The organism is Halobellus salinus, from assembly GCF_014646875.1.
Lineage (GTDB): Archaea > Halobacteriota > Halobacteria > Halobacteriales > Haloferacaceae > Haloquadratum > Haloquadratum salinum.
This window is the reverse complement of sequence record NZ_BMOC01000009.1, coordinates 24386-46291: the sequence shown is the minus strand read 5'-3', so window position 1 is coordinate 46291 and position 21906 is coordinate 24386. Positions and strand designations below refer to the sequence as shown.

Here is a 21906-nt window from a genome sequence, read left to right as displayed (position 1 = left end):
GCTAACTCCCGGCTACCCGCCGAGTACGGCGCCGGCGACCGCGGGTGTCAGAAACGCTTCGATGAATGCCGCGACGACGAAGAGCACGACGAGCCCCAAGAGGACCCGGTAGGTCCGCTTGATCGCCCCGGCCACGTCGCGGTCGTCGTACCGGCCGCGGATGGCGCCGACCCCGACACCGCCGAGCGAAAGCCCGGCCGCACCGCCGACCACGAGCGCCGGGATCTCGATCACGCCGTGGGGCGCGACCAGTGCGAGGAACGCCACGGGATCGAAGACGCCGCCGACGGCGCCCACGAGCAGCCCGTTGAACACGAGCGTCACGACCGCCGGCACGCCCGCTGCGACACCGCTGTACGCCAGGTCGACCGCGACCAGCCAGTTGTTCGTCGCGAGGTTCACGAACGTACCTACCGGGACCGCGCCGAAGACGCCCCCCACGTCGCCGCCGACCGGCAAATCGGCTCCGATCGTGGCGGTCGCGAGCCATCCGGCCGCACCACCGGCCGCGAAACACCCGAACGCGGCGAGGTTCGCGAGCGGGTGGTTACCGACGAACCCGGCGACGGAACGGAGCCCGCCGCCGAACGCCGCCCGGATGCGTCGCCCGACCGGCTGCGGCCCCCCATCCGGTGCCGGGGGTAACGGGGTTTCGGCGTAGAGTGCGGTCTTGAACCCGTCGACCACCGGCGGTACCAGGACCGCGCTGACCAGTGCGGCAGTACGGGGCGCGCCAGCAGTCGCTGCGAGGCCCCCGACGACGACCGAGACGAGGACCGCGCCGGTCGCGACGGCGACGTATCCCAGCACAGCGATGGGGCGGCGCAGTGGGAGCCGGGCGCTCCGTGTCACGCCCGCGACCGCCCCGACATCGTCGACGACGACCGCTTGATCGGCGAACGCGACGAGGACGAGAACAACGGGCACGGCGAGCAGTGTGACGAGCCCGCCAAGGACAGCGGCCACGACGCCGAGTGCTCTGGTTCCGGCCAGGCCGCCGGCCCCGGCCGTCACGCCGATCACGGCAGCAACGAGCCCGACCAGGGGTGTGAGTGCCGCCGCGACCGCGGCGACCACGAGGAGTCTGACACCGACAAACGGTCGCCAGTGCCGCCGCACGCCGGCGACGGCCGCGCGGACCCCGTCGTCGCCACGGAGGAGGCCGAACAACCCGCCGACGGCCGCGGCGTTGCCGACGGCGGACGCGATCACGGCGAGGGCGGCGGACGCGAGCACGCCGCCGGCGACGACGAGCACGACGCCGGGCGTCAGCACCCCCGCGACAGCGTCGGCCAGTTCCGGTGGGAGGGTACCGTTCCCGGTGCCGGTCGCAGCGGAGCCGGCCGACCCCCCCTCGGCGGCGCGGAGCCGATCGATGAACGGGTCGAGCCGGCCACCCGCGGCGAGGAGCCAGACCGCGGCGACACCGGCGACGACGAGTGGTGCGCGAGCGGCCCCGTAGAGGCCGCTGGCGAGGAGGTACACAGGGAGGACCGACGCCGACCGCTCCCAGAGCAGCCGTGCACCCGTTCGGAGGGCGGTGGAGGGATTCACGCTCCCGATATGTCGGTCCTGCATGATATGAGTTTGGGCGGGGGCGCTCAGCCGGCGTATGTGCGTTTGTGACCGACCAAGCGGCCACCCGGCGTGTGGTTTTCGAGTCGCCCCGCGCCGGGCGGCGGTATCGTCGCGTTTGCAAATCCCGTATCGATCGCACGGAAGCGTGCAATCAGATGAGGACTCATACTGTCGGCTATAGTCGCGTGACGTATTTCGACACCCCGGGATGTCGAAAATCTTCACGTACTTATAGCCGACAGTATCCAGGGTGTCATAGAACAGTTAGCACACCCGTCTCAATCGGTAAGTACAGATCTTATATCTATATTTTCGATCTTCAGGTGATATGCTCCTTTGATCAGTCCGTCGATCCCGCCTTCCCATCAGCGAAATGAATATTGGTCGGGATTCTGTAGACAAGCGTATGGAAATTATTGGCATAGACACGAAGGATCCACGAACCCGTGTTCATATCCGTGCGGGTAGTTCTGATGGTGATGACCTAGTTGCTTATGGATTAAGACGACACGTTGATCGACTCCCAGCCGACGCAGGGGAACGTATACGACGGGTTCTTTCTAATCACGATATAGAACAGTACCCCGAAGGAGCATACATCGGAACCTTCGGCGTAGAAAACTTTGAGGAGGAGAAGACGAGGATAATTCGGGATCACCGTGAGATCGTTTCTGATCCATACCCAAGCAATATTGACCTGACTGAATTCCCGCCTGACGAGGGTCAGCTCTACAAATGGTAGTCGGTGAGTGAGGATGCCCAATACAGGGTGATCACAGATCGATCAGTTCCACACAGAGATCATCCTACGAGATCTTGTCAATACTCCCCAGTCGCAGTGTCTCGAACAGATCTGTGTAGACTTTTGGGAAGTATACATTGAGGAGTTTTGGAGGGGTTTCGGTAGTGGATCTGAGTTGTCCGAACTTACTCAATCGGGGTGAGCTATATTTTCCGCCCTGATTCATCCAGTTTTCGATCGAAAGATTGGAACGGAATCAGCGGCGACGCCAAGCGACGTATCCACCCACTACAGCAAGAATAACCACGATAGCTGCTATCGACTGATAGACTGTTGATGCGGGATTCTGCCGGGAGTTCCACTCTTCCATCCAGTCCTCTTCGAGTGATTCGGACCGGTCTTGGGCTTCATCGAATTCGAAGTTGTCGATGCCGAGTGCTGCGGTTTGGTTTGCAGCGACAGCCGACTCATTATGGACTCTCCTGAAGTGTTGCGCCGTTTCATTTCCACGTTCGGGAACTGACGACACGTTCCTTGCGAGTGCCTCATTCGTTCCAGCCATCACGGAGAGCGGTTCATCAATACTGCTATATTCCAGATAATCCGAGAGATCGCTTTTCGCGTCGAGTGTCGCTGCGTACTGGGTGTAGAGCTGCTGGGGATCGACATTAGTTCCGTTCTCCCGCTGTTCGAGTAGATTGATGAGGGCCGTCGCATTCGATCGGTACGCAGCCGAATCGTTGTCGAAGGAGCGAAGTTCTGGGTATAGTTCGCGTGCGGTTTCATTAAATTCGGAGATCTGGGGTGCTGCCTCAACTGACGCGTTATAGACGGTCGTCCCGTTTTCGCTGACCGTTTTCATTCGCTCTATGTACACGAGGGTTTCGTTGATGGCTGTAGCTGTTGAGGATACGTTGGTTGCTGCCGCGCTGGCGTTCTGTGATGTCGTGCGGAGTTGACTGATGTCCTCCGCTCCGAGGCCTTGAACGGCACGTCGTTGGGCGAGTGCTGTAATTACCGATTCAGCAGTCGATTCTGAGGTGACCCGCTCACTATTCGTATATATGTCGATGCCACTGGCCCAGGGGAAGACGTTCTCGTGCTGGTAGACGCTGTACTGTTGTCCATCAACAGTGATATCCGCAATATGGTTCGTATCTTGATCCAGTAGTACCGGCTGTGAATCTGAAGCTCCTTGTGCAAGCGCGGCCATCGGTGTTGCGCCCACGAAGAGCATTATGATAACAAGACTGGCAACCAGTTTTCGTCCTTTCATGATCCACGTGCGACATCATATTCCGCCAATAAGGAAGGAGATGGAGAGTTACAAATGGCGAAACTGCGGGGAGTCATCGAAAGGGAATCAACAGCACCGAGTATCTCAAGAGATTATTTGTTGAACTTGACTCGGAAAATAGAACCTCGGAGAACCCACTGAGAATTTCCTCATCTCCATTATCAGTTGCGGGTTCAGAGAAGCCTCGCACCAGGAGGCCCTAAATGAAGATAACCGGTCATCGAATTTCCGTTCACTTACGGCGATTGACTACTCCCACGAATTACGATCAACCAAGTCCGAAACGTGGCCTTCGACTCGTTTTCGGAGTATCCAGTCAGTATCGAGAGAGTGCATAAAAAATCACGACGAGTCCCGCGGTAATAAGCAGGCTATCAATCGTTTGAAGCGCGAGTGATTCACGTCCGCCAAGATGGTAATCTCCACGAATACCGAGCTGATATATGATGTCGAGCAGTCCACCGAACGTGATGAGCGCGAAGCCTCCTGAGGCGAGACGGAGGCTGTGTTCCCGGACGCGAAGGTAAGCTCGATAGCTGAGCAGTGTCAAGGCTCCCCCGGCGATGAACAAGAGAGAATTGGATATCAGGAAACTCCAGAACTCCGGCGGCTCAGTCATAGTTACCCACTACTGAGATCAGAGGATGAACCATCACGGTGAGGCGAGTTGGAGTTTGCATCCTTCGAGATGTCTTCTGCTCCCTTCTCCAGATCGTTCCAGAAGTCCGTGAATTTGTCACTATAGTCCTTTTTGAGCTGGATATCGATATCGAACTGCCCGTCATCAACCTGGAACCGTGCCTCCTTGAGATTCGTTTTGAACTGCTTGGAGTGGTGGCCGTCATCGTCGATGTCTCTCTGCTCGTCCAGCATATCGTATTCTTGGAGCGCGTGAATCCGTCGATAGATCGTTGGCTCCGAGACATCACAGTGTTTGGCGAGTTCGGTAGCTGACAGGGGTCGGAGGCTGGCTAACGCGAGAATTTGCCGAGCAACCTCACTCCCGAGGACGTCGAACACGTTCTCTGGCTCCCATTCTTTGCTCACAGTCTATACCACTTTTGTTGATTTCTGCGTATGTACAATTAAGGGTCGGTTTCACGATCCGAAGCCGTGCCCCTCAACCGTTCGTATTCAGTTGTTGCTACGGTTGTCGTATCAATCTTTCCTGATAAGATGGTTTCATAATGGAAGGGGGAAGGCGAAGGTAGGGAGCTACAGAGGAGGGGGGCACGACGAATCGAACTCTCTGGGATCTGTTTTCCATCGGTTGTTGGGGTATCGTGATATCTGTTGTTCATTGTGTTTGGTCGGATATCATTAATACCCAACTGTCCGTTTGCGCCCGTCCCTTGTTAATCAGTCTCCGGGATTCATATTCCGAAACTGTGCTCAACGGTAATACACACGAAGAACCAGTTACCTACTGGTTGTCAATCCAGAGGAGTCACCTCTCAATCAGTATTCCAGCCCGTATACAGAATTAAGACTAGCCAGTGAGAACTCCAGATGAAGGGGATAGGCAATCCAAAGTGTCACACGTTCTCAACCCCCTACATTTCACTTGGAAAAAGTCATCCAGTAGCGATTTTGTCCCAGGCTTCGGCACATTCTTCACAGAGATAGCCCGTGAACCCATCGACTTCGTATTTGCGGACTGCTTTGTCTTTCTGACACCGCCCACATTTCATTATCGATTGTTCACAAAGACAGGGACAGATAATTCTTGTTGATTCCTAATAGTTCACAAACATTACTGTTAATGCTTGGGTGGGTAGTCGGAACAGACTATCCTATTCTATCCCTTGTCCTCTCTCCCCTTGGTGTTACTCAGTACGCACGCAGGATCTCACGGCTGATTCAGTCATTTAACCGTGAAATAAACACCGTGATAAGAGTTCTATGACACCCTAGACAGTATCAGTTGCAAACGCGACGGTGGTTCGGCACACCGGCGCAGGCGAGAGGAGGTGCCGACTGTTCGCTCACAGCCGGGACGCTGCACGCGACTCCGCTGCCGACGCCGCGCGTCGATGCCTACAAGCGATCCGGCAGTCAACAGGGGCATATGAACGGTGACGACCTTGCGAGCGAGCTGCGCGACGACAACGAGACCGAGTTCTCCCGGCTCGGCTCCTCGAAGGCAATGTACGCGCTCACGGGCGGAGAGATGGACGGCGAACACGTTCGGGGTGCCGCCGCGACCGACGCGCTGGCGCTCGCGGGAGTCCTCGAGGCGTGGGCCGAGGACGCGGGCGACACCACGAAGGCGCTCTACGCCGACCTCGCGGCCGCCGCGCGCGACCACGCCGCCGCGGTCGCCGACGATCCGGCACAGGACGACCAGCCGCTGCTCTACGGCGCGCTGGCGGGATTCGACGCACCGGCCGCCCGCCTCGGCGGCCTCCTGGGCCGCTACCTGGTCCTCTCCGAGTACGCCAGCCAGATGATTGGCTTCTTCGTCGGCGACGCCGACCCCATGGCGGCCACCGACTTCCGCGACCTCCGCTCGAAACTCGACACCGAACGCGACCGCGTTGTCGAGGCGCTCGATTCGACCTGCGGAACCGACGACGCGTGGGCCGCCGCTCGCGACGCCGCCACGACCGTGGTCGCGGTCGCGTACGACGACTACGTCGAAACGCTGGAGTCGATGGGTATCAAACCCAAAAACGTCTGTTGACCGTCGCCGGCAGCGGACTTCGCTGCCGACTCGAACGTTTGAATCGGTTCCAATCTCCACCCGAAATCAAGGGGTAGGGCGCGTGAAAATCCCGAATTCGGACGACAGTTGTCTGACGAGCGTCAGACGCCGTCGACTCCCTCCCGGAACGTCGCGAGCTTCGAGCGAGCGTCGCGGACCGCCTCCTGCGCCGGGCCGTCGGTCTCCTCGGCGAGTTCCGCGAGGGTGTGCATGTGCCGGGCGAGCCGGCCGTGGTCGGCGCCGCGTTCCTGCGCGGCGAGCGTCGCGAGCGCGTCGGACTGATCGTACAGCCGCTGTCGGGCGTTGCCCTCGGCTTCCACCGCGGCGACGCGTAGCCGGTTGCTGGCGTCTTCGAGTAGGTCCTGTGACATACCCCGGTGTACGCCCTCCCGGTAGAAAACCGTTGCACCGACGCGACGGATGGGCGCGTCGCCAGTCTCACGGCCTACTGCGCGCGACCGACCGCCTCAAGTGCGTGTGCGCCCAACCGACCGCCAATGAGTGACACCTCCGGAACCGGCCCGCTGTCGCCCGACCGCCCGGCGGCCGACCGGGCGTTCCGCGTCGACGCCCCGTTCGATCCCGCGGGTGACCAGCCCGACGCGATCGAACAGCTCGCGGCGGGGTTCGAGTCGGGGATGGACAACCAAACCCTGCTCGGGGTCACCGGTTCGGGGAAGACAAACACCGTCTCCTGGACCGTCGAGGAGCTCCAACAACCCACGCTGGTGATCGCCCACAACAAGACCCTCGCCGCGCAGCTCTACGAGGAGTTCCGGAGTCTCTTCCCCGATAATGCAGTAGAATATTTCGTCTCCTACTACGACTACTACCAGCCGGAGGCGTACGTCGAGCAGACCGACACCTACATCGACAAGGACATGTCGATCAATGAGGAGATCGACCGGCTGCGGCACTCCGCGACGCGCTCGTTGCTCACCCGCGACGACGTGATCGTGGTGGCGTCGGTGTCGGCGATCTACGGGCTGGGCGACCCAGCGAACTACACCGAAATGGCGCTCCGCGTCGAACTCGGCGACCGGCTCGACCGCGACGACCTGCTCTCCCGGCTCGTGGACCTGAACTACGAGCGCAACGACGTCGACTTCCAGCAGGGCACCTTCCGGGTCCGCGGCGACACTGTCGAGGTGTACCCGATGTACGGCCGGTACGCGGTCCGCGTTGAGTTCTGGGGCGACGAGGTCGACCGGCTTACCAAACTCGACCCCCTCACCGGCGAGGTCGTCTCCGAGGAACCCGCGGCGCTTGTCCACCCCGCAGAACACTATTCGATTCCGGACGAGAAACTCGAAACCGCGGTCGGAGAGATCGAGGGGCTGATGCAGGATCGCGTGGCGTACTTCGAGCGACAGGGCGACCTCGTGGCTGCTCAGCGCATCGAGGAACGAACCACCTTTGACATCGAAATGCTCCGTGAGACAGGCTACTGCTCCGGGATCGAGAACTACTCCGTGCACATGTCCGACCGCGAGTCCGGAGAGGCGCCGTACACGCTCTTGGATTATTTCCCCGACAACTTCCTGACCGTCGTCGATGAGTCCCACCAGACCCTCCCGCAGATCCGCGGGCAGTTCGCGGGCGACAAATCCCGGAAGGATTCGCTCGTGGACAACGGGTTTCGGCTACCGACCGCCTACGACAACCGCCCGCTGACCTTCGAGGAGTTCCAAGAGAAGACCGACCGGACGCTCTACGTGTCGGCGACCCCCGGCGACTACGAGCGGGAGCACTCCGGGCAGGTCGTCGAGCAGATCGTCCGCCCGACTCACCTCGTGGACCCCGAGATCGAAGTCGCCGACGCCACCGGACAGGTTGACGACCTGCTCGACCGGATCGACGCCCGGATCGAGCGCGAGGAGCGCGTCCTCGTGACGACGCTCACGAAGCGGATGGCGGAGGACCTCACGGAGTTCCTCGAGGAGTCGGGTGTCGACGTGGCGTACATGCACGACGAGACCGACACCTTGGAGCGACACGAACTCATCCGAGACCTCCGCCTGGGGAACATCGACGTCCTCGTCGGCATCAACCTCCTCCGCGAGGGCCTCGACATCCCTGAGGTTTCGCTCGTCGCCATTCTCGACGCCGATCAAGAGGGCTTTCTCCGCTCGGAGACCACGCTGGTCCAGACGATGGGGCGCGCCGCCAGAAACGTCGCGGGGGAGGTCGTGCTCTACGCCGACGACACCACGGACTCGATCGAGTCCGCGATATCGGAGACGCAGCGCCGCCGCCGGATCCAGCGGGAGTACAACGAGGCGCACGGCTTCGAGCCCAAGACCATCGAGAAGGCGGTCGGCGAGACCACGCTTCCGGGCAGCGGCGACCGGAGCGAGCGCTCGACGACCGACGAACCGACCGACGACGAGGAGGCCCGCGAGCAGATCGCGTACCTGGAAGAACGCATGGAGGAGGCCGCCGACAACCTCGAGTTCGAGCTCGCGGCCGACATCCGCGACCGGATCCGCGAACTCCGAGGGGAGTTCGGGATCCGCGAGGACGACGACGGTGCCCGCGGCGACGACGGTGTCGATCCCGGCGAGGATCCGCTGGGTGGGGTGCCGGTCGGCGGCGGCCCCGACGACCTGCCGGCGGACGACGCCGGTCGCGAGGACTGATCAGGATCGTCGTGACGAATTACCGATCGTCGCCGGCTCGCTTCCGGCAGTGACCGATAATTGACCACAACGATCCGCACGACGGCGTCCACGGGGACTCCACGCGCTACGGGTCACCTGTGTCGTGGCGCGCTCCCGCGTTCGGCCGCCGCTACCGCGTCGACTCGTAGGATTCTTCGAGGTTCAGGTCCACGTCGGCCGCGGCCTCGCCTTCTCGACCGTCGAGGTCACCGACGGCGTCGCCGGCCTCGGCGTCCTCAACCGCCGCGATGATCTCGTCGATGTCGTCGAGCCCGAGGAGTTTCCGGGTCTCCGCGTCGAACTCCAGGCTCTCGAGTCCGGCGGACTCCTGGACGTCGGAACCGGTGAGTCCCCGGCCGTACCGCCCCAGCAGGCTGGTGAGTTCCTGTGGGAGCACGAAGGTCGACGACGGCGACGTCCCGATCCGCTCGAGCGACTCCAGCCCGCGGTCGACGATCGCGCGTTCGCCCATCGACTCCGAGGCGCGGGCGCGGAGCACCGTCGCGACAGCGTCGCCCTGGGCACGGAGCACTGACGCCTGTTTCTCTCCCTGGGCGCTGATCACGTTCGACTGCTGTTCGCCCTGGGCGGTCTCGATGGCCGAGCGGCGCTGTCCCTGGGCTTCGAGGATCATGGCTCGGCGGCGGCGCTCCGCGGAGGACTGCTGTTCCATAGCGTCCTCGACGTCCCGGCTTGGTTTGACCGATCGCACCTCCACGCTTTCGACGCGGATCCCCCACTCGTCGGTAGGTGCGTCGAGTTCCTCGTTGATCCGGCGGTTGATGACCTCCCGTTCCGAGAGGGTATCGTCGAGGTCCATGTCACCCAGGACGGCCCGGAGCGTGGTCTGTGCGAGGTCCGAGACCGCCTTCTTGTAGTTGTCGACCTCGAGGAACGCGCGTTTGGCGTCCATAACCCGGATGTAGACGACCGCGTCGGCGGTCACCGGCGAGTTGTCGCGGGTGATCGCCTCCTGTTTCGGCACATCGATCGTCTGGGTCCGCATATCGAAGGTGTAGGTCTTCGAGACGAACGGCGGCACGAAGCTGATCCCGGGTTCTAGGAGCGTTCGGTACTCCCCAAACACGGTGAGCGCCCGCTTCTCGTAGGCGTTGACGACCTCGACCGCGCTGTAGACCGTCGTAACCGCCAGCGCGAGCGCGACCATCCCGGCGACGGTCGTCGGGTCGGTCCCGAAGGTCGCAACCACGAGGATCAGGGCAACGACCGCAGCCGCCGCGGGGAGGAGCCGGCCCGGCACACTGCCGGCGGAGCGGCGGCCGAGTTCCCGAAAGATGCTCGACATACCGGGTGTTGGGAACGTACCACATTAAGGGTGTCCCGGCCGCCCCATCGCGCCGCGAGCGACCCCCACCCGAAGGCGGTTGCCGCCGACTCGCGTCGACCCGCTGTGCGCCGTCCGAACACGGAACGCGACCAGGGGAGCCTCGGCGTCGGCACCCCGTTGCGGATCGTGTTGATGTTGGTCGTGACCTGGCTCGTGTTGGAGGTTTTCGGAACCGTTCTCGGGATCCCCAGGGAACTGCTCGGACCCCTCCGTCCGCTCTTGGGGCTGGCCGTCGTGGCGCTGCTCGTGCTGTGGCTCACCGACCGGCTGTGACTCCACCTTTCATCGGCTCGGACACGCGCCGGCGTCCACGGACTGTGACTCGGGGCCCTGGTCGATCGATCGGGTCGCGCCCGAGTTGAGATCGACGACCGCGACCCGGCCGCCGTACCCGTGGGTCTGATCGTGCCCGCGGACCACCACGCAGCCGACGCTGTCGGGAATCTCTATGGTCTCCGACCGGGTGAACGGGTCGGTCGAGTGGGCGTGGCGGAGGTCACGACGCCCCAGCCGCTCCCCGCCGAGGCGCTCGACCTGCCACCAGTCCGCGTACCCCTCTTCGCCGTCGTCGTCGTGGTAGAGCGTCACAGCGAGGTCGTGGGTGTCGCCGTCGCGTTCGATCGCCACCCCGACGACGTTGGCCTCACGGAGGTCCAACTCCGGACCGTCCGTCGATGGCCGCGGCGTGTCGGTCGCGGCGGACTCGGTGTCGGCGGACTCGGTGGGTGTCGGATCCTCGCTCCCCGTTTCCGACCCGTCGTCGGCCCCGCCGGCACAGCCCGCAGTCACGCCGGCGAGGCCGGCAACCGCAGCGAGGGCCCGGCGTCTGGTGGGTGTGGCGTCGCGCATACCCGGCCGTTAGTCGGCCATCGGCAAACGCCTGTGGACGAGGACACCGATCCCGACGCGTTCTTGTCACGCCCCGCCAACTACCACCCGTGTTCAGCCTGAACGTGCCCGTACCGGGGCGGGTCCGGCGCCTCGCGAGTGACCTCCACCCGGAACTCGCTCGCTTCGCCCGGATCCGGGAGCGACATTCGCTGCTCGCAAAGCGGTTCGACACCGGCCTCGACGACGACGCCGACTCGCTCCCGCGGCTCCGCGAGCGGCTCCGACCGACTCTCCGAATCGCAACCCACGCCGACGGCGGGATCGACCTCCGGGTGACCGGGCTCGACTACTTCGAGACGCCGCCCCACGGCCCGGGACCGGTTGTCTACCTCACCGTCGAGAGCCCCGACCTCCGCGCGCTCCACCGCCGGCTGTGTGACGCGTTCGGGACTGTCGCGGGGATGGAGGGCGACGATTACGTGCCACACGTCACCCTCGCTCGCGGCGGCGACACCGCCGATGCGGCCGAGCTGGTGGCGCGGCGGGCGGTCGACCACACCGAGTGGACCGCAACGGAGCTCCGGATCCACGACTCGCGGTACCGCGAGGACGCCGCACGACTGCCGCTCGGGTAGCCCGGGGCGGGGGACGAGCCCACCGCGGCTCGCGCCCACTCGAAGGGCAAGACAGAAGCGACCGCCGGCGTTCGTATCCGTATGAACGTTCTCGCTGACGCCCGCGACCTCGCCGCGGAGGGACCGGTCTGCGACGCCTGCCTCGGGCGGGCCGTCGCCGACCGGAGCCACGGGTTGACCAACGCCGACCGGGGCCGGAGCCTCCGGATCGCGGCCGCACTCGACGACGACGAACCGTACGAGCCGACTGACACCGCGGACTGCTGGGTGTGTGAGGGCCTCTGCGACGAGTTCGACGCGTGGGCCGACCGGTGCGCCGCGGCAGTCGAGGACGTCGAGTTCGACACCTACCAGGTCGGGACCCGCACCCCGCCGTTGATCGAGGAGAACGAACGCCTGCTTCGGGCGGCCGCTGGGCTGGATCCCGACGCCGGGGAGGTGTTCAAATCCGAGTTCAACCGCGAGGTCGGAAAGCGAATCGGGCCGCTGACCGACACGACGGTCGATTTCGGCCGGCCGGACGTGCAGTTCACGCTTGATGTCGACGCCGACACAGTCGAGGTCGACGTCCACTCGGCGTTCGTCTACGGCCGGTACCGGAAACTCGAACGCGACATCCCGCAGACCGAGTGGCCGTGCAACGCCTGCGATCGGTCGGGATACGTCGGCAGCCAGCCGTGTGGGAACTGCGGCGGGACCGGCTACCTCTACGAACACAGCGTCGAAGAGCTGACCGCGCCGGTTGTCCGCGACGTGATGGACGGCACCGACGCGACGTTCCACGGTGCAGGTAGAGAAGACGTTGACGCGCGGATGGTCGGCACCGGCCGGCCGTTCGTGATCGAGGTGCTGGAACCGCGCCGTCGCAACATCGACACCGACCGCTTGGAAGGCGACATCAACGCCTTCGCTGAGGGCCGGGTCGAAGTCGACCGGCTCGGGCTCGCGACCTACGATGCGGTCGAGCGGGTGAAGGGGCTCGACGCCTCGAAGCGGTACCGTGCCGAGGTCGCGTTCGACGGCCCGGTCGACGACGACGAGCTGGCGGCCGCGCTCGACGCCCTCGACGGCGCGACGGTCGAGCAGTACACGCCACACCGCGTCGATCACCGCCGCGCGAGCATCACCCGAACCCGGGAGGTCTACGACGCCACCGGCGAGCGCGATGACCCAACCCACGCGACCGTCGAGATCCACGGCGCCGGCGGGCTCTACGTCAAGGAACTCGTCTCCGGCGACGAGGGGCGGACCGACCCGAACCTGGCCGGGACCCTGGGCGTCGCCGCCGAAGTCACCGCACTCGACGTGATCGGGGTCTACGGCGAGGACGAGCCGTTTGAGGACCCCGCGTACTTCCGCGAGGCGGCGCCCGACCCACCCGGTGTGGCCTCTGATCCGGTAGACGGTAGCGGGGGCGAGGGCGACAGCGACGCGTCCGCGGAATGACCGGGCCGAAAGGCGGTAACGCGGTGGACGGCGGCGGATTCGACCCGGGCGACGACGACCCGCGGATCGGTACCGACGAGGCGGGGAAGGGGCCGGTGCTCGGGCCGATGGTGGCCGCCGCCGTCCGGGCGCGTCCGGAGTCGATCCCCGACGACGTTGACGACTCGAAGCGGCTCTCGGCGGCGACACGGGAGTCGATCGCGGCGGCGCTCCGCGACCGCGAGGATGTCGCTGTCGCTGTCGGGGTCGCGGTCGTCTCGACCGCCCGGATCGACGCTCCCGAGACCGACATGAACTCGCTCACGGTCGCCGGGCACGCCGAGGCGGTCGCGGCGGTCGCAACGGAGGGTGATCGGGTCGTCGCCGACGCGGGCGACGTGGACGCCGGACGGTTCGCGCGTCGGGTCGGGGACGGCGTCGCGGAGACCGGCACGGCGGTCGCAGTGCACGCCGAACACGGTGCCGACGCCACCTACCCGCTGGTGGCGGCCGCCTCAGTCGTCGCGAAGGTCGAGCGCGACGCCCGGATCAACGCGCTCGACTCCGAATACCCCGAGCGCGGCCCGATCGGCAGCGGCTACCCCAGCGACCCCGAGACACGGGCGTTCCTCCGACGGTACGTGGGCGACACCGGGAGTCTGCCCGAGTGTGCCCGGTCGTCGTGGTCGACCGCCGACGACGTGCTGGCCGCCGCCGAGCAGTCGTCGCTCTCGGAGTTTTGAGGCGGGTGAGCCTCAAACCGGGGGTTACCGCATGTCGTCGAGTCGGGTGAACGATCCCTCGCGGGCGGTGATCCACGTCGTCGTGAGGTCGGCGGCGGTCGCGTCCGCCGGGTAGATCGTACACTCATCGGGATCGTCGTCGTAGGACTCGATTCTGGCGACCCGGACCGGTTCTGGGCGATCGGCGCCCGGTCCGGGGCAGGAGACGGGGCTATCGACGGCGTCTACGCGCGCGGTATCGGGGCGGTGTGAGTCGGTTGCCATCGTTGTGGGAGGTCCCCGTTTCGAGTGAACCGACGGGGAGCGGCGGTCGCTGCTCGGTACATTTCAGACTAGTGTCGGCTTCGTATTTAAATGGGCGCCTAACAACATAGGCGTTCCGGCGAGTTGTACGGAACACCGTACTAGACGGTGTGTTCGGGCGTCTTCGACGCTTGATTTTGAACGACTGACACCCGTGAGCCGACAGTTACGGAAGTGCGAGGAGAACGGCCCGAGCTTCGGGGCGGGGACGAATCCGACGGTCGATGACACAATCCACCGACGGTAGTGTAGCCTGATATTCCAACAGATAGGTCCATAGCGTATCTATTACGTCCGTAACGGTCACGTGACTGTCACCGCGACGTTCTGGAATCCCCCCTGTCCCGGTGCAGAGAGTGGCAACACGCCTCTCGGCTCTACCGTGGGACCAAGCAGTTCTGTACCGACGGATGGGAGACCGGTGGCTTTGACGAGTCTGTGACCACAGCCAGCACAACGACGAAGGTGTTATAGAAGGCTTCCCACATCAAAACAGGAATCGCTCACTACAGGTGAACTACCCACCGCGAGCGACCGGAGGGAGCGAGCGGGTCAAGAGCCGACCAACGGGAGGCTCGCGGGCTTTTGGCGCAGCTTTTACCAGCGAGCCGAAGGCGAGCGCAGTAAAAGGTGCGCAAGCACGTTCTGATGGGTGATTCAGACTTAACAGAGTGAAAAGAACCCTTGCGAATAGTTCTGTGACACCCTCCAACGACTTCTACTGTGGGTGGCAGGGCTGCACGCGCTGGAACGCACGTCCTCGGTCGCAACCGGACGGCAGCGTTCGAGGTTCCACGCGAAAACGTACTTGAGAACCGGGGAAACGCGCAACCTGAATGTCCACTTCGGGGAACCCTCGCCCTTTAGCGCGGGGAAGATATCAAGCAATACTGATCCGCCGGACGAACCCGAGATCTGAGAGTTCGTTCAGCAGGTCTCCCGGGACGGGATCGTCGGTGACAACGTAGAGAAGAGGCTCGTCGGTGAATTCGGGGTCCTCGGTCACCGTCTGTCGGATCGAGATCCCGCGGTCGGCGAGGAGTCCGGTTACCTCCGCGACGATTCCGGGGCGTTCGGCGTCGTTGGGTTCGACTGTCAACACCGAGAGATCAAGCACCGGCGCGAGAGCCATGAGGCTTGGGATCGATGAGATGTTCTGGAAGATCCGCCTGAGGTCGTCGTCGTCAAGGATGGCTGTCGTCGTCGAGTCGACAACCCGGCGGTCGACGTCGATCTCGCGGGCGATCCCGGTGTTGGGGATCTCGATTCCGCCGGAGACGACCCGGCCGTCGTCGTTGACCGAAAAGCCGCGCTCGAGCAGGAGGCGGATGACCGCCTGTTGGCTCGGACTCCCCTCGAACTTGCCCATTATTTCGTCGAACATAGCGGTGGTGTGGTGCGTCGAGAGTGTCGTGAGTCAGTTGTCGAACCGCGCCTGGACGAACGGCTGGGCGTTCTCGATGTCGCCGAGCCGCGAATCCGAGAGGAGCACAGCCTCGGTCTCCTCGATCGGGACCGACAGCGAAATCTCCTTCGTGCGACCGTAGCGACCCTTCGAGACAACGACCGCGTTGACGATCCCGAGCATATCGAGTTCGGAGATCAGGTCCGTGACTCGGCGCTGAGTGAGGACGTCGGCGTCGATCTCCTCACAGAGTCGCTTGTAGATGTTGAACACCTCGCCGGTGTTGACGTTGTGGACGCCGTTTTTCTCGAGCAGGATCGTCGAGAAGAGCACGATCTTCGACTGGGTGGGGAGAGTTCGGACGACCTCAACCACCCGATCGAGTTCGATCTTATCTTGCGCCTTCCGGACGTGGGCTTCTTCGACGGTGTCGGCCTGGCCGCGCTCGGCGAGTTCACCCGCGGTCCGGAGGAGATCGAGCGCGCGCCGAGCGTCGCCGTGTTCCTGAGCGGCGAAGGCCGCACACAACGGGATCACGTCGTCGGTGAGCGCATCGGGTTTGAACGCGACGTTCGCGCGGTGTTGGAGAATATCCCGGAGTTGGTTGGCGTCGTACGGCGGAAACACGATCTCCTCTTCGCCCAGGCTGGATTTGACTCTTGGATCCAGAAAGTCTGTGAACTTCAGATCGTTGGAGATACCCATGATCGAGATCCGGGAGTTCTCGAGCTCCGAATTCATCCGTGAGAGATTATAGAGCGTGTCGTCGCCCGATTTCTCCACGAGTTTGTCGATCTCGTCGAGCATGATCACCACAACCCGCTCCTCGTAGTCGACCGCGTCGAAGAACGTCGAGTAGACCCGGTCGGTCGGCCACCCCGTCATCGGGACCGGGTCCATCTCCTCGCGGTCAGCTTCGAGTGTCCCGATTCGGTCGTCGACGGCGTCGGCCGTCTCGAACTCGGTGTCGGAAAGCGCCGGTCCGTCATCACGTGCGCGCGATCGGAGGTCTTCGAGTTCGTCGAGTTTCGACCCGATGAACTCGCGGTTTTTCTCGATAAACTTGTTTGCGAGCTGGGCGAGCACCCGATACTGGGTGTCGGTCACTTCGCAGTTGATGTACTCGACCTCGCAGGGGACATCGTACTTCTTGGAGGTCGACTCGAGTTCCTGGCTGACGAACTTCGCACTCGCGGTCTTACCGGTGCCAGTCTTGCCGTAGATCAGGATGTTCGAGGGGGTCTCCCCACGGAGCGCCGACACGAGGATCGTCGCCATCTGGTTGATCTGCTCGTTGCGGTGGGGGAGTTCGTGCGGGGTGTACGACGGCCGGAGGACCTCCTTGTTCTCGAAGATGGGCTCGCCGGAGAGAAGGTCGTCGAAGAGGCCTTGACTCTCGTCGTCGTCGAGGACGACTTCGTCGAGGTTCAGATCCCCGGATTCGGTGGATCCCGTCGGGGCGTCGGTGTCGACGCTCATACTCTCCTCGATCTCGATGTCATCGGCGGTGACCGGACCGGAGTCGGCTTCGGGTGACTCCGCTTGGAGGTCCGTCGGGTCGGTCGATCGGTCGTCGGGTGTGCCCCGGGCGGGAGCACCGTCCGCCGTCTGTCCGGTGTCGCTCCCGCTGGGAGTGTCAGTGGCGTCGTCTGTGGGGGTGTCAGTGGCGTCGTCTGGGGTAGCTCCCGTGAAGGGCTCATCGTCCCCGCTGTAGGCGTGGAGGTCCACGGAGGTCGTTGATCCGTCACTCGACGCTGTTTCAGATCTGCCCTCGACGGCATCGGCTGCGGAATCGTCGGTTACCGAATCGTCGGGTTCGGTGTTAGGGCTCTCAGGGTTTCCACCGTCGGTGCGCAATGCGTCTGACCCGGGGCGTATCTCGTCCCACACGACCTTCGTTCGCTCGCCGCTGCCGTCAGTTTGTGTGTCCTCGTCCATCCGTATCCCCCCAATTTCAACTGGAATTTTCACTCCGTCTCTCGGGAGTCGGCTTGTCACAGTTGGTGAGCGGTGTTTCGAGAGGTTCCCCAAACAGGCGCCCAAACAGGCGTGTCCAGTTGATGCACTCGAACCGGACGAACAGGATGTATAAAAAAGTTTCTTCTCCGGCTGTGATCCGACCAACCGCCGAACCGTGAACCGGCCGTTCTGGACCGACAACCCCGCCAAAACCGGGTTTCGACGTCGGCTGGATTCGACCCCGGACTCTGTTTCGACGCGAACCACCGACAGCTCGGACTGGATCGGAAACGGGAACAGAGCATCGTCTTGTCAAGAGCACACCCGCTCCCCCCCACCCCTTCGTTTCGGGTGGAACGCCGAAACGGGGTGGGGGTGGGTGTGCGGGAGGCCATATTGAAGCGGTGGCTTTATGTTATTGCAAATGAAACCACATCCGCACTGCGGTATACTCCTTGTGTTACCACATTCATATTTTGATTTTATTGTAACGACTAGTGAAAATAATATATTCCGGAGGAACCCACCGCATCTCCACACGTCTCCAGTTGAAACAAAGGGGTGGGGGAGGGGGCTACGCCGGACCCGCGAACAACGCCAAGAGTTGGCGGCTACAGTTCGCCAAACCCTCCGCGCACGTTCACGTCAATAACGAAGATTCACACCGACGACGACTCACTTTAGCGACGAAGACCCGGTCCGGTGATCCCGGGACGACGGTCTCGTGATTCCGGGACGACGGTCTCGTGGTTCCGGGACGCGTTTCCGACGCCGATTCACCCTCACGATGCCCGAGTTCCGGCTGATTCCGGCCAATGCGGGCCACTCCGGGGCTCGTCTGACGCAGTACTTAAGTAAGCACGGGGATGTGGTACGCTCATACGCCCTCAGAAGCGGAGGCGCGGGAGGCCAGGATGGGACTGCTCACAGACCTTAGAAACAGCATCTCACGGGCCGTCGACCGGATGTTCTCGGACGCCGACCCGAAACGGATCGGCATCTACGGACCCCCGAACGCCGGGAAGACGACCCTTGCAAACCGCATCGCACGTGACTGGACAGGGGACGCCGTCGGCCCCGAGAGCCACATCCCCCACGAGACCCGCCGGGCCCGCCGGAAGGAAAACGTCGAGATCGAGCGCGACGGAAACTCAGTCCGAATCGACATCGTCGACACTCCCGGGGTAACCACCAAAGTCGACTACAAGGAGTTCCTCGAACACGATATGGAGAAAGACGACGCCGTTCGGCGGTCCCGGGAGGCCACCGAAGGCGTCGCCGAGGCGATGCACTGGCTCCGCGAGGACGTCGACGGCGTCATCTACGTCCTCGACAGCACCGAAGACCCGTTCACGCAGGTGAACACGATGCTCATCGGGATCATCGAGAGCCAGGACCTCCCGGTTCTCATCTTCGCGAACAAGACCGATCTCGAGGACGCGAACGTCCAGCGGGTCGCGAATGCCTTCCCCCAGCACGAGACGATCCCGCTTTCGGCGCTCGAAGGGAACAATATGGACGAAGTCTACGGGAAAATCGCGGAGTACTTCGGGTGACCACGATGCCGGAAGCTACCCCGGAAGAGGCCGGCGACGGCGTTCAGATCGACCTCATCAGCGGCGCCCGGATGGAGGGGTTGACCGGGATGGAGAAGATCCGACTCATTCTCGACGGTGTCCGCGAGGGAAACATCGTTGTCCTCGAGGAAGGGCTTTCACCGGACGAGGAGTCGAAACTCATCGAGGTCACGATGACCGAGATCAGCCCCGACGAGTTCAACGGGATCGAGATCGAAACCTACCCCCACTCCACCGGCAGGGACAAAGGCTTCATCAGCCGGCTGATCGGCACGGAGTCACCCAAGAAACTCACCGTCATCGGCCCCGCGAACCAGATCGAGACGCTTCACAAGGACGAGAACCTGATCAGCGCCCTGGTGTCTCGGAAGTGATGGTCCGACGCTTCACACCCCGAGACCCGACCCGGCACCGGATCGGAATCCACCACCTATAGGCACCACCCACACACACCATAGATGCCTCACGAATGTACGACTTGCGGGCGCGTGTTCGCCGACGGCTCAAAGCAGATGCTGTCGGGGTGTCCGGACTGCGGCGGCAACAAGTTCCAGTTCAAGCCCACCTCGGCCACGAAGCGCGACGAGCCACCGATGGACGCCGCCGATCGGAACCCGGAATCTGGCGGTGTCGACCCGACGGGGAGGGCCGGAACTGGATCAACTGAAACGGCCACTACAGACTCAACTGAAACGGCCACTACAGACTCAACTGAAACGGCCACTACAGACTCAACTGAAACGGCCACTACAGACTCAACTGAAACGGCCACTACAGACCCGACCGGGCCTCCCGGCGATCGGAACACTGCTCCCGGCGACTCGACCGAGACACGGCGGGACCTCTCGGCGGACTCGACGGAGTGGCCGGATCACGGGTACGGAACGGCCGGTGACTCCGGAAGCGACGACTCTTCGCCGGACGCCTCCGCCGTCGACGACCCCGCTGCTGAGACACCCGTGACGGACGCCTCCGCCACCGGACCGGACGCCGCCGCGGAGTCCGATGTCGACGGATCCGGTACCTCCGAGTCCACGTCCGACTCCGGGTCGGAAGCGGGTGAGTCCACCGAAGACCCCGCACAGGCGGACGCCAGAACTGACGTGGTCTCGCCCGACGAGATCGCCGCTGCCACCCCCGAGACGACAGACGGAACCGCGAACCCGGACGCGCCGGGGTCACCCGCGACTCGCACCGACGACCCGGCGGGCAGCGTGGGTGGTCAGTCCCCAGGAGCGCGGCCCGACGACCGGCCGGACCTCCACGATCTCCGCGAGGAGCTCAACGAACAGTTCGAGAGCATCCGGATCGTCGCCCCTGGGGAGTACGAGCTCAATCTGATGGAGCTGTACGACCGGACGGAGTATATCATCTCACTTCAGGAGGACGGCCGTTACATCATCGAAGTCCCGGACACCTGGGACACGACTCCGGATTCCGACGAGATGTGACACGACTCCGGATTCCGACGAGATGTGACATCCGGGGCAGATTGAAGCATTTAACCACCCCCACGGAGACGACGGTAGTATGAGTCAGGCCACCAAGATCGTGCTCGGGACCCTCGCCGTGTCTGCAGTGCTCGCTATTGCGCTTATTCTCGCGCTCGCATTCGGCTGACCGATCCACGAACGGCCGCGGGATCCCACACCGTCACCGACCGGCTCGAACCGTCCGTCTCAAGACGCCACCCACCAAACACCGTGTATGTTCGACCGACGCGACCTCAACGACGATGTTGCTACCGTTCGCGACGAGCACGCGCCCGACGCGGTTGTGCTTGATGTCGCAGCCGACTTCGAGACCATCCCGCCCGCTGCGGCCGAGGATCTCGGACTGTTTGTCGACGGTCTCACGCCGATGTCGCACCCGACCGAGTGGCTCCCCGAGGATGCGCCGAGTGCGCTGGTCACGTACGCGGGGACGGATTTCACCGTCGGGATGCCCGGCGACGGTACGGTCGTGTGGACCCGCCAGACCACTCCCCCGGCCGTGTTGGTGAAAAAACGCGCTGACGGGACCCCCACGGACTTTCTCCGGTTCCTGCTGGCGGAGGCGTTCGTCCAGGTCGGAACCGGCGCGCCCGAGCAGTTCCTGCCGTTCTTCGCGGACGCCTACCGCGACCTTGACGCTGCGGTCCCGCTCGGCCCCAGCGACGTCTACCAGATTGCGACAGCGCTGTACGACGCCTGGGTGGGGCTTCAGACCCGCGAGCAGTTCCGAGCGTGGGAGGCGACGAACCCGCGGCTGTTCGACGCGTGGAACGACGCCGGCTCACGCCTGCAGGGTCGGCTCACCACGCTCCCGGAGGCGGTCGCCCGGGGCAGTGCCTCCTTCCCGGAAGCCACGGAGTACGCGTGTTCGGCGGTCAAACACGGCCTCGAACTCCCCGCCCCGTTCGCCGCACTCGACACGCAGGCGTTCGTGGAATACGGCCCCGAGTACGGGGTCCAGTGGGCGGAAAAGACGTTCGAGAAACTCGAGGAGAACGCCGACCCCGATGGCGATGATCCCGGCACCTCGGGGTCAGTGTCGGAGTAGTCGAGTCGACCGGGTCGGCGGCGCTTCCATCCGGGCGACCGGGTCGGCGGCGCTTCCATCCGGGCGACCGGGTCGGCGGCGCTTCCATCCGAGATGCTGTGTCGATGTCCCGTCTCGGCTGCGTGCGCCGATGGCACCGACACCCGGATCGCCCGAAA

22 protein-coding genes are annotated in these 21906 nt (G+C 63.6%); 12 read left to right on the top strand and 10 right to left on the bottom strand.

From position 1 onward, the window contains the following. Positions 1–12: 12 nt before the first annotated feature. Positions 13–1554 (bottom strand): stage II sporulation protein M, encoded by a 1542-nt coding sequence (locus tag IEX72_RS08380; protein WP_229663790.1) that lies wholly within the window; start codon positions 1552–1554, stop codon positions 13–15. 430 nt (positions 1555–1984) lie between these two features. Here IEX72_RS08380 and IEX72_RS08375 point away from each other — a divergent pair, with 430 nt between their 5' ends. After that, on the top strand, positions 1985–2320 hold the full coding sequence (locus IEX72_RS08375) for a hypothetical protein (RefSeq protein ID WP_188786929.1): 336 nt from the start codon (positions 1985–1987) through the stop codon (positions 2318–2320). 256 nt (positions 2321–2576) lie between these two features. On the opposite strand, the gene IEX72_RS08370 is transcribed toward IEX72_RS08375, so the two are convergent. From IEX72_RS08370 to IEX72_RS08360, 3 genes are all read right to left on the bottom strand, one after another. Further along, complete coding sequence (locus IEX72_RS08370) at positions 2577–3596, bottom strand: hypothetical protein (protein ID WP_229663789.1); 1020 nt, start codon at positions 3594–3596, stop codon at positions 2577–2579. A 337-nt stretch (positions 3597–3933) separates the two neighbouring features. Beyond that, positions 3934–4236 (bottom strand): DUF7521 family protein, encoded by a 303-nt coding sequence (locus IEX72_RS08365; protein ID WP_188786928.1) that lies wholly within the window; start codon positions 4234–4236, stop codon positions 3934–3936. 2 nt (positions 4237–4238) lie between these two features. After that, positions 4239–4664 (bottom strand): ArsR/SmtB family transcription factor, encoded by a 426-nt coding sequence (locus IEX72_RS08360; protein WP_188786927.1) that lies wholly within the window; start codon positions 4662–4664, stop codon positions 4239–4241. A gap of 1021 nt (positions 4665–5685) precedes the next feature. Between IEX72_RS08360 and IEX72_RS08355 the strand changes: the two genes are divergently transcribed. Beyond that, complete coding sequence (locus IEX72_RS08355; RefSeq protein ID WP_188786926.1) at positions 5686–6300, top strand: transcription antitermination protein; 615 nt, start codon at positions 5686–5688, stop codon at positions 6298–6300. 122 nt (positions 6301–6422) lie between these two features. On the opposite strand, the gene IEX72_RS08350 is transcribed toward IEX72_RS08355, so the two are convergent. After that, positions 6423–6692 carry a DUF7553 family protein gene (locus IEX72_RS08350; RefSeq protein WP_188786925.1) on the bottom strand — a complete coding sequence of 90 codons (270 nt, stop codon included), beginning with the start codon at positions 6690–6692 and terminating at the stop codon, positions 6423–6425. A gap of 126 nt (positions 6693–6818) precedes the next feature. Between IEX72_RS08350 and uvrB the strand changes: the two genes are divergently transcribed. Further along, entirely contained in the window at positions 6819–8960 is a 2142-nt protein-coding gene (gene uvrB / locus IEX72_RS08345) for an excinuclease ABC subunit UvrB (protein ID WP_188786924.1), read from the top strand. Between the two features lie 151 nt (positions 8961–9111). On the opposite strand, the gene IEX72_RS08340 is transcribed toward uvrB, so the two are convergent. Continuing rightward, complete coding sequence (locus IEX72_RS08340; protein ID WP_188786923.1) at positions 9112–10287, bottom strand: SPFH domain-containing protein; 1176 nt, start codon at positions 10285–10287, stop codon at positions 9112–9114. A gap of 105 nt (positions 10288–10392) precedes the next feature. Between IEX72_RS08340 and IEX72_RS08335 the strand changes: the two genes are divergently transcribed. Beyond that, a complete protein-coding gene (locus tag IEX72_RS08335) occupies positions 10393–10602 on the top strand; it encodes a DUF7554 family protein (RefSeq protein ID WP_188787008.1) in 210 nt (69 codons plus the stop codon). Positions 10603–10611: 9 nt separating this feature from the next. On the opposite strand, the gene IEX72_RS08330 is transcribed toward IEX72_RS08335, so the two are convergent. Next, positions 10612–11178, bottom strand: coding sequence for a hypothetical protein (locus tag IEX72_RS08330; RefSeq protein WP_188786922.1), 567 nt, complete (start codon positions 11176–11178; stop codon positions 10612–10614). 89 nt (positions 11179–11267) lie between these two features. Between IEX72_RS08330 and IEX72_RS08325 the strand changes: the two genes are divergently transcribed. The 3 genes from IEX72_RS08325 to rnhB all read left to right on the top strand — a co-directional run bounded on the left by IEX72_RS08325 (position 11268) and on the right by rnhB (position 13963). Beyond that, positions 11268–11795 carry a 2'-5' RNA ligase family protein gene (locus tag IEX72_RS08325; protein ID WP_188786921.1) on the top strand — a complete coding sequence of 176 codons (528 nt, stop codon included), beginning with the start codon at positions 11268–11270 and terminating at the stop codon, positions 11793–11795. An 81-nt stretch (positions 11796–11876) separates the two neighbouring features. Next, positions 11877–13241: a tRNA pseudouridine(54/55) synthase Pus10 gene (locus tag IEX72_RS08320; protein ID WP_188786920.1), complete on the top strand. Its 1365-nt coding sequence runs from the start codon at positions 11877–11879 to the stop codon at positions 13239–13241. Beyond that, positions 13238–13963 carry a ribonuclease HII gene (rnhB, locus tag IEX72_RS08315; RefSeq protein ID WP_188786919.1) on the top strand — a complete coding sequence of 242 codons (726 nt, stop codon included), beginning with the start codon at positions 13238–13240 and terminating at the stop codon, positions 13961–13963. The genes IEX72_RS08320 and rnhB overlap by 4 nt, the downstream gene beginning before the upstream one ends. Positions 13964–13987: 24 nt before the next feature. Here rnhB and IEX72_RS08310 read toward each other — a convergent pair whose 3' ends face one another. From IEX72_RS08310 to IEX72_RS08300, 3 genes are all read right to left on the bottom strand, one after another. Next, entirely contained in the window at positions 13988–14227 is a 240-nt protein-coding gene (locus IEX72_RS08310; protein ID WP_188786918.1) for a DUF7511 domain-containing protein, read from the bottom strand. A gap of 919 nt (positions 14228–15146) precedes the next feature. After that, on the bottom strand, positions 15147–15650 hold the full coding sequence (locus IEX72_RS08305) for an ACT domain-containing protein (RefSeq protein WP_188786917.1): 504 nt from the start codon (positions 15648–15650) through the stop codon (positions 15147–15149). Between the two features lie 33 nt (positions 15651–15683). Further along, the gene (locus IEX72_RS08300; protein ID WP_188786916.1) at positions 15684–17609 is read right to left on the bottom strand and encodes a Cdc6/Cdc18 family protein; all 1926 of its coding nucleotides are present in this window, start codon (positions 17607–17609) and stop codon (positions 15684–15686) included. A gap of 935 nt (positions 17610–18544) precedes the next feature. Here IEX72_RS08300 and IEX72_RS08295 point away from each other — a divergent pair. The 5 genes from IEX72_RS08295 to IEX72_RS08280 all read left to right on the top strand — a co-directional run bounded on the left by IEX72_RS08295 (position 18545) and on the right by IEX72_RS08280 (position 21748). After that, positions 18545–19186 (top strand): Era-like GTP-binding protein, encoded by a 642-nt coding sequence (locus IEX72_RS08295; protein WP_188786915.1) that lies wholly within the window; start codon positions 18545–18547, stop codon positions 19184–19186. 5 nt (positions 19187–19191) lie between these two features. Continuing rightward, positions 19192–19581 (top strand): DUF2073 domain-containing protein, encoded by a 390-nt coding sequence (locus IEX72_RS08290; protein WP_188786995.1) that lies wholly within the window; start codon positions 19192–19194, stop codon positions 19579–19581. A gap of 84 nt (positions 19582–19665) precedes the next feature. Continuing rightward, positions 19666–20658 carry an OapC/ArvC family zinc-ribbon domain-containing protein gene (locus IEX72_RS08285; RefSeq protein ID WP_188786914.1) on the top strand — a complete coding sequence of 331 codons (993 nt, stop codon included), beginning with the start codon at positions 19666–19668 and terminating at the stop codon, positions 20656–20658. Between the two features lie 79 nt (positions 20659–20737). Next, positions 20738–20827, top strand: coding sequence for a hypothetical protein (locus IEX72_RS15650; protein WP_425603792.1), 90 nt, complete (start codon positions 20738–20740; stop codon positions 20825–20827). Positions 20828–20914: 87 nt separating this feature from the next. Further along, positions 20915–21748 (top strand): DUF7089 family protein, encoded by an 834-nt coding sequence (locus IEX72_RS08280; protein ID WP_188786913.1) that lies wholly within the window; start codon positions 20915–20917, stop codon positions 21746–21748. Positions 21749–21906 lie beyond the last annotated feature (158 nt).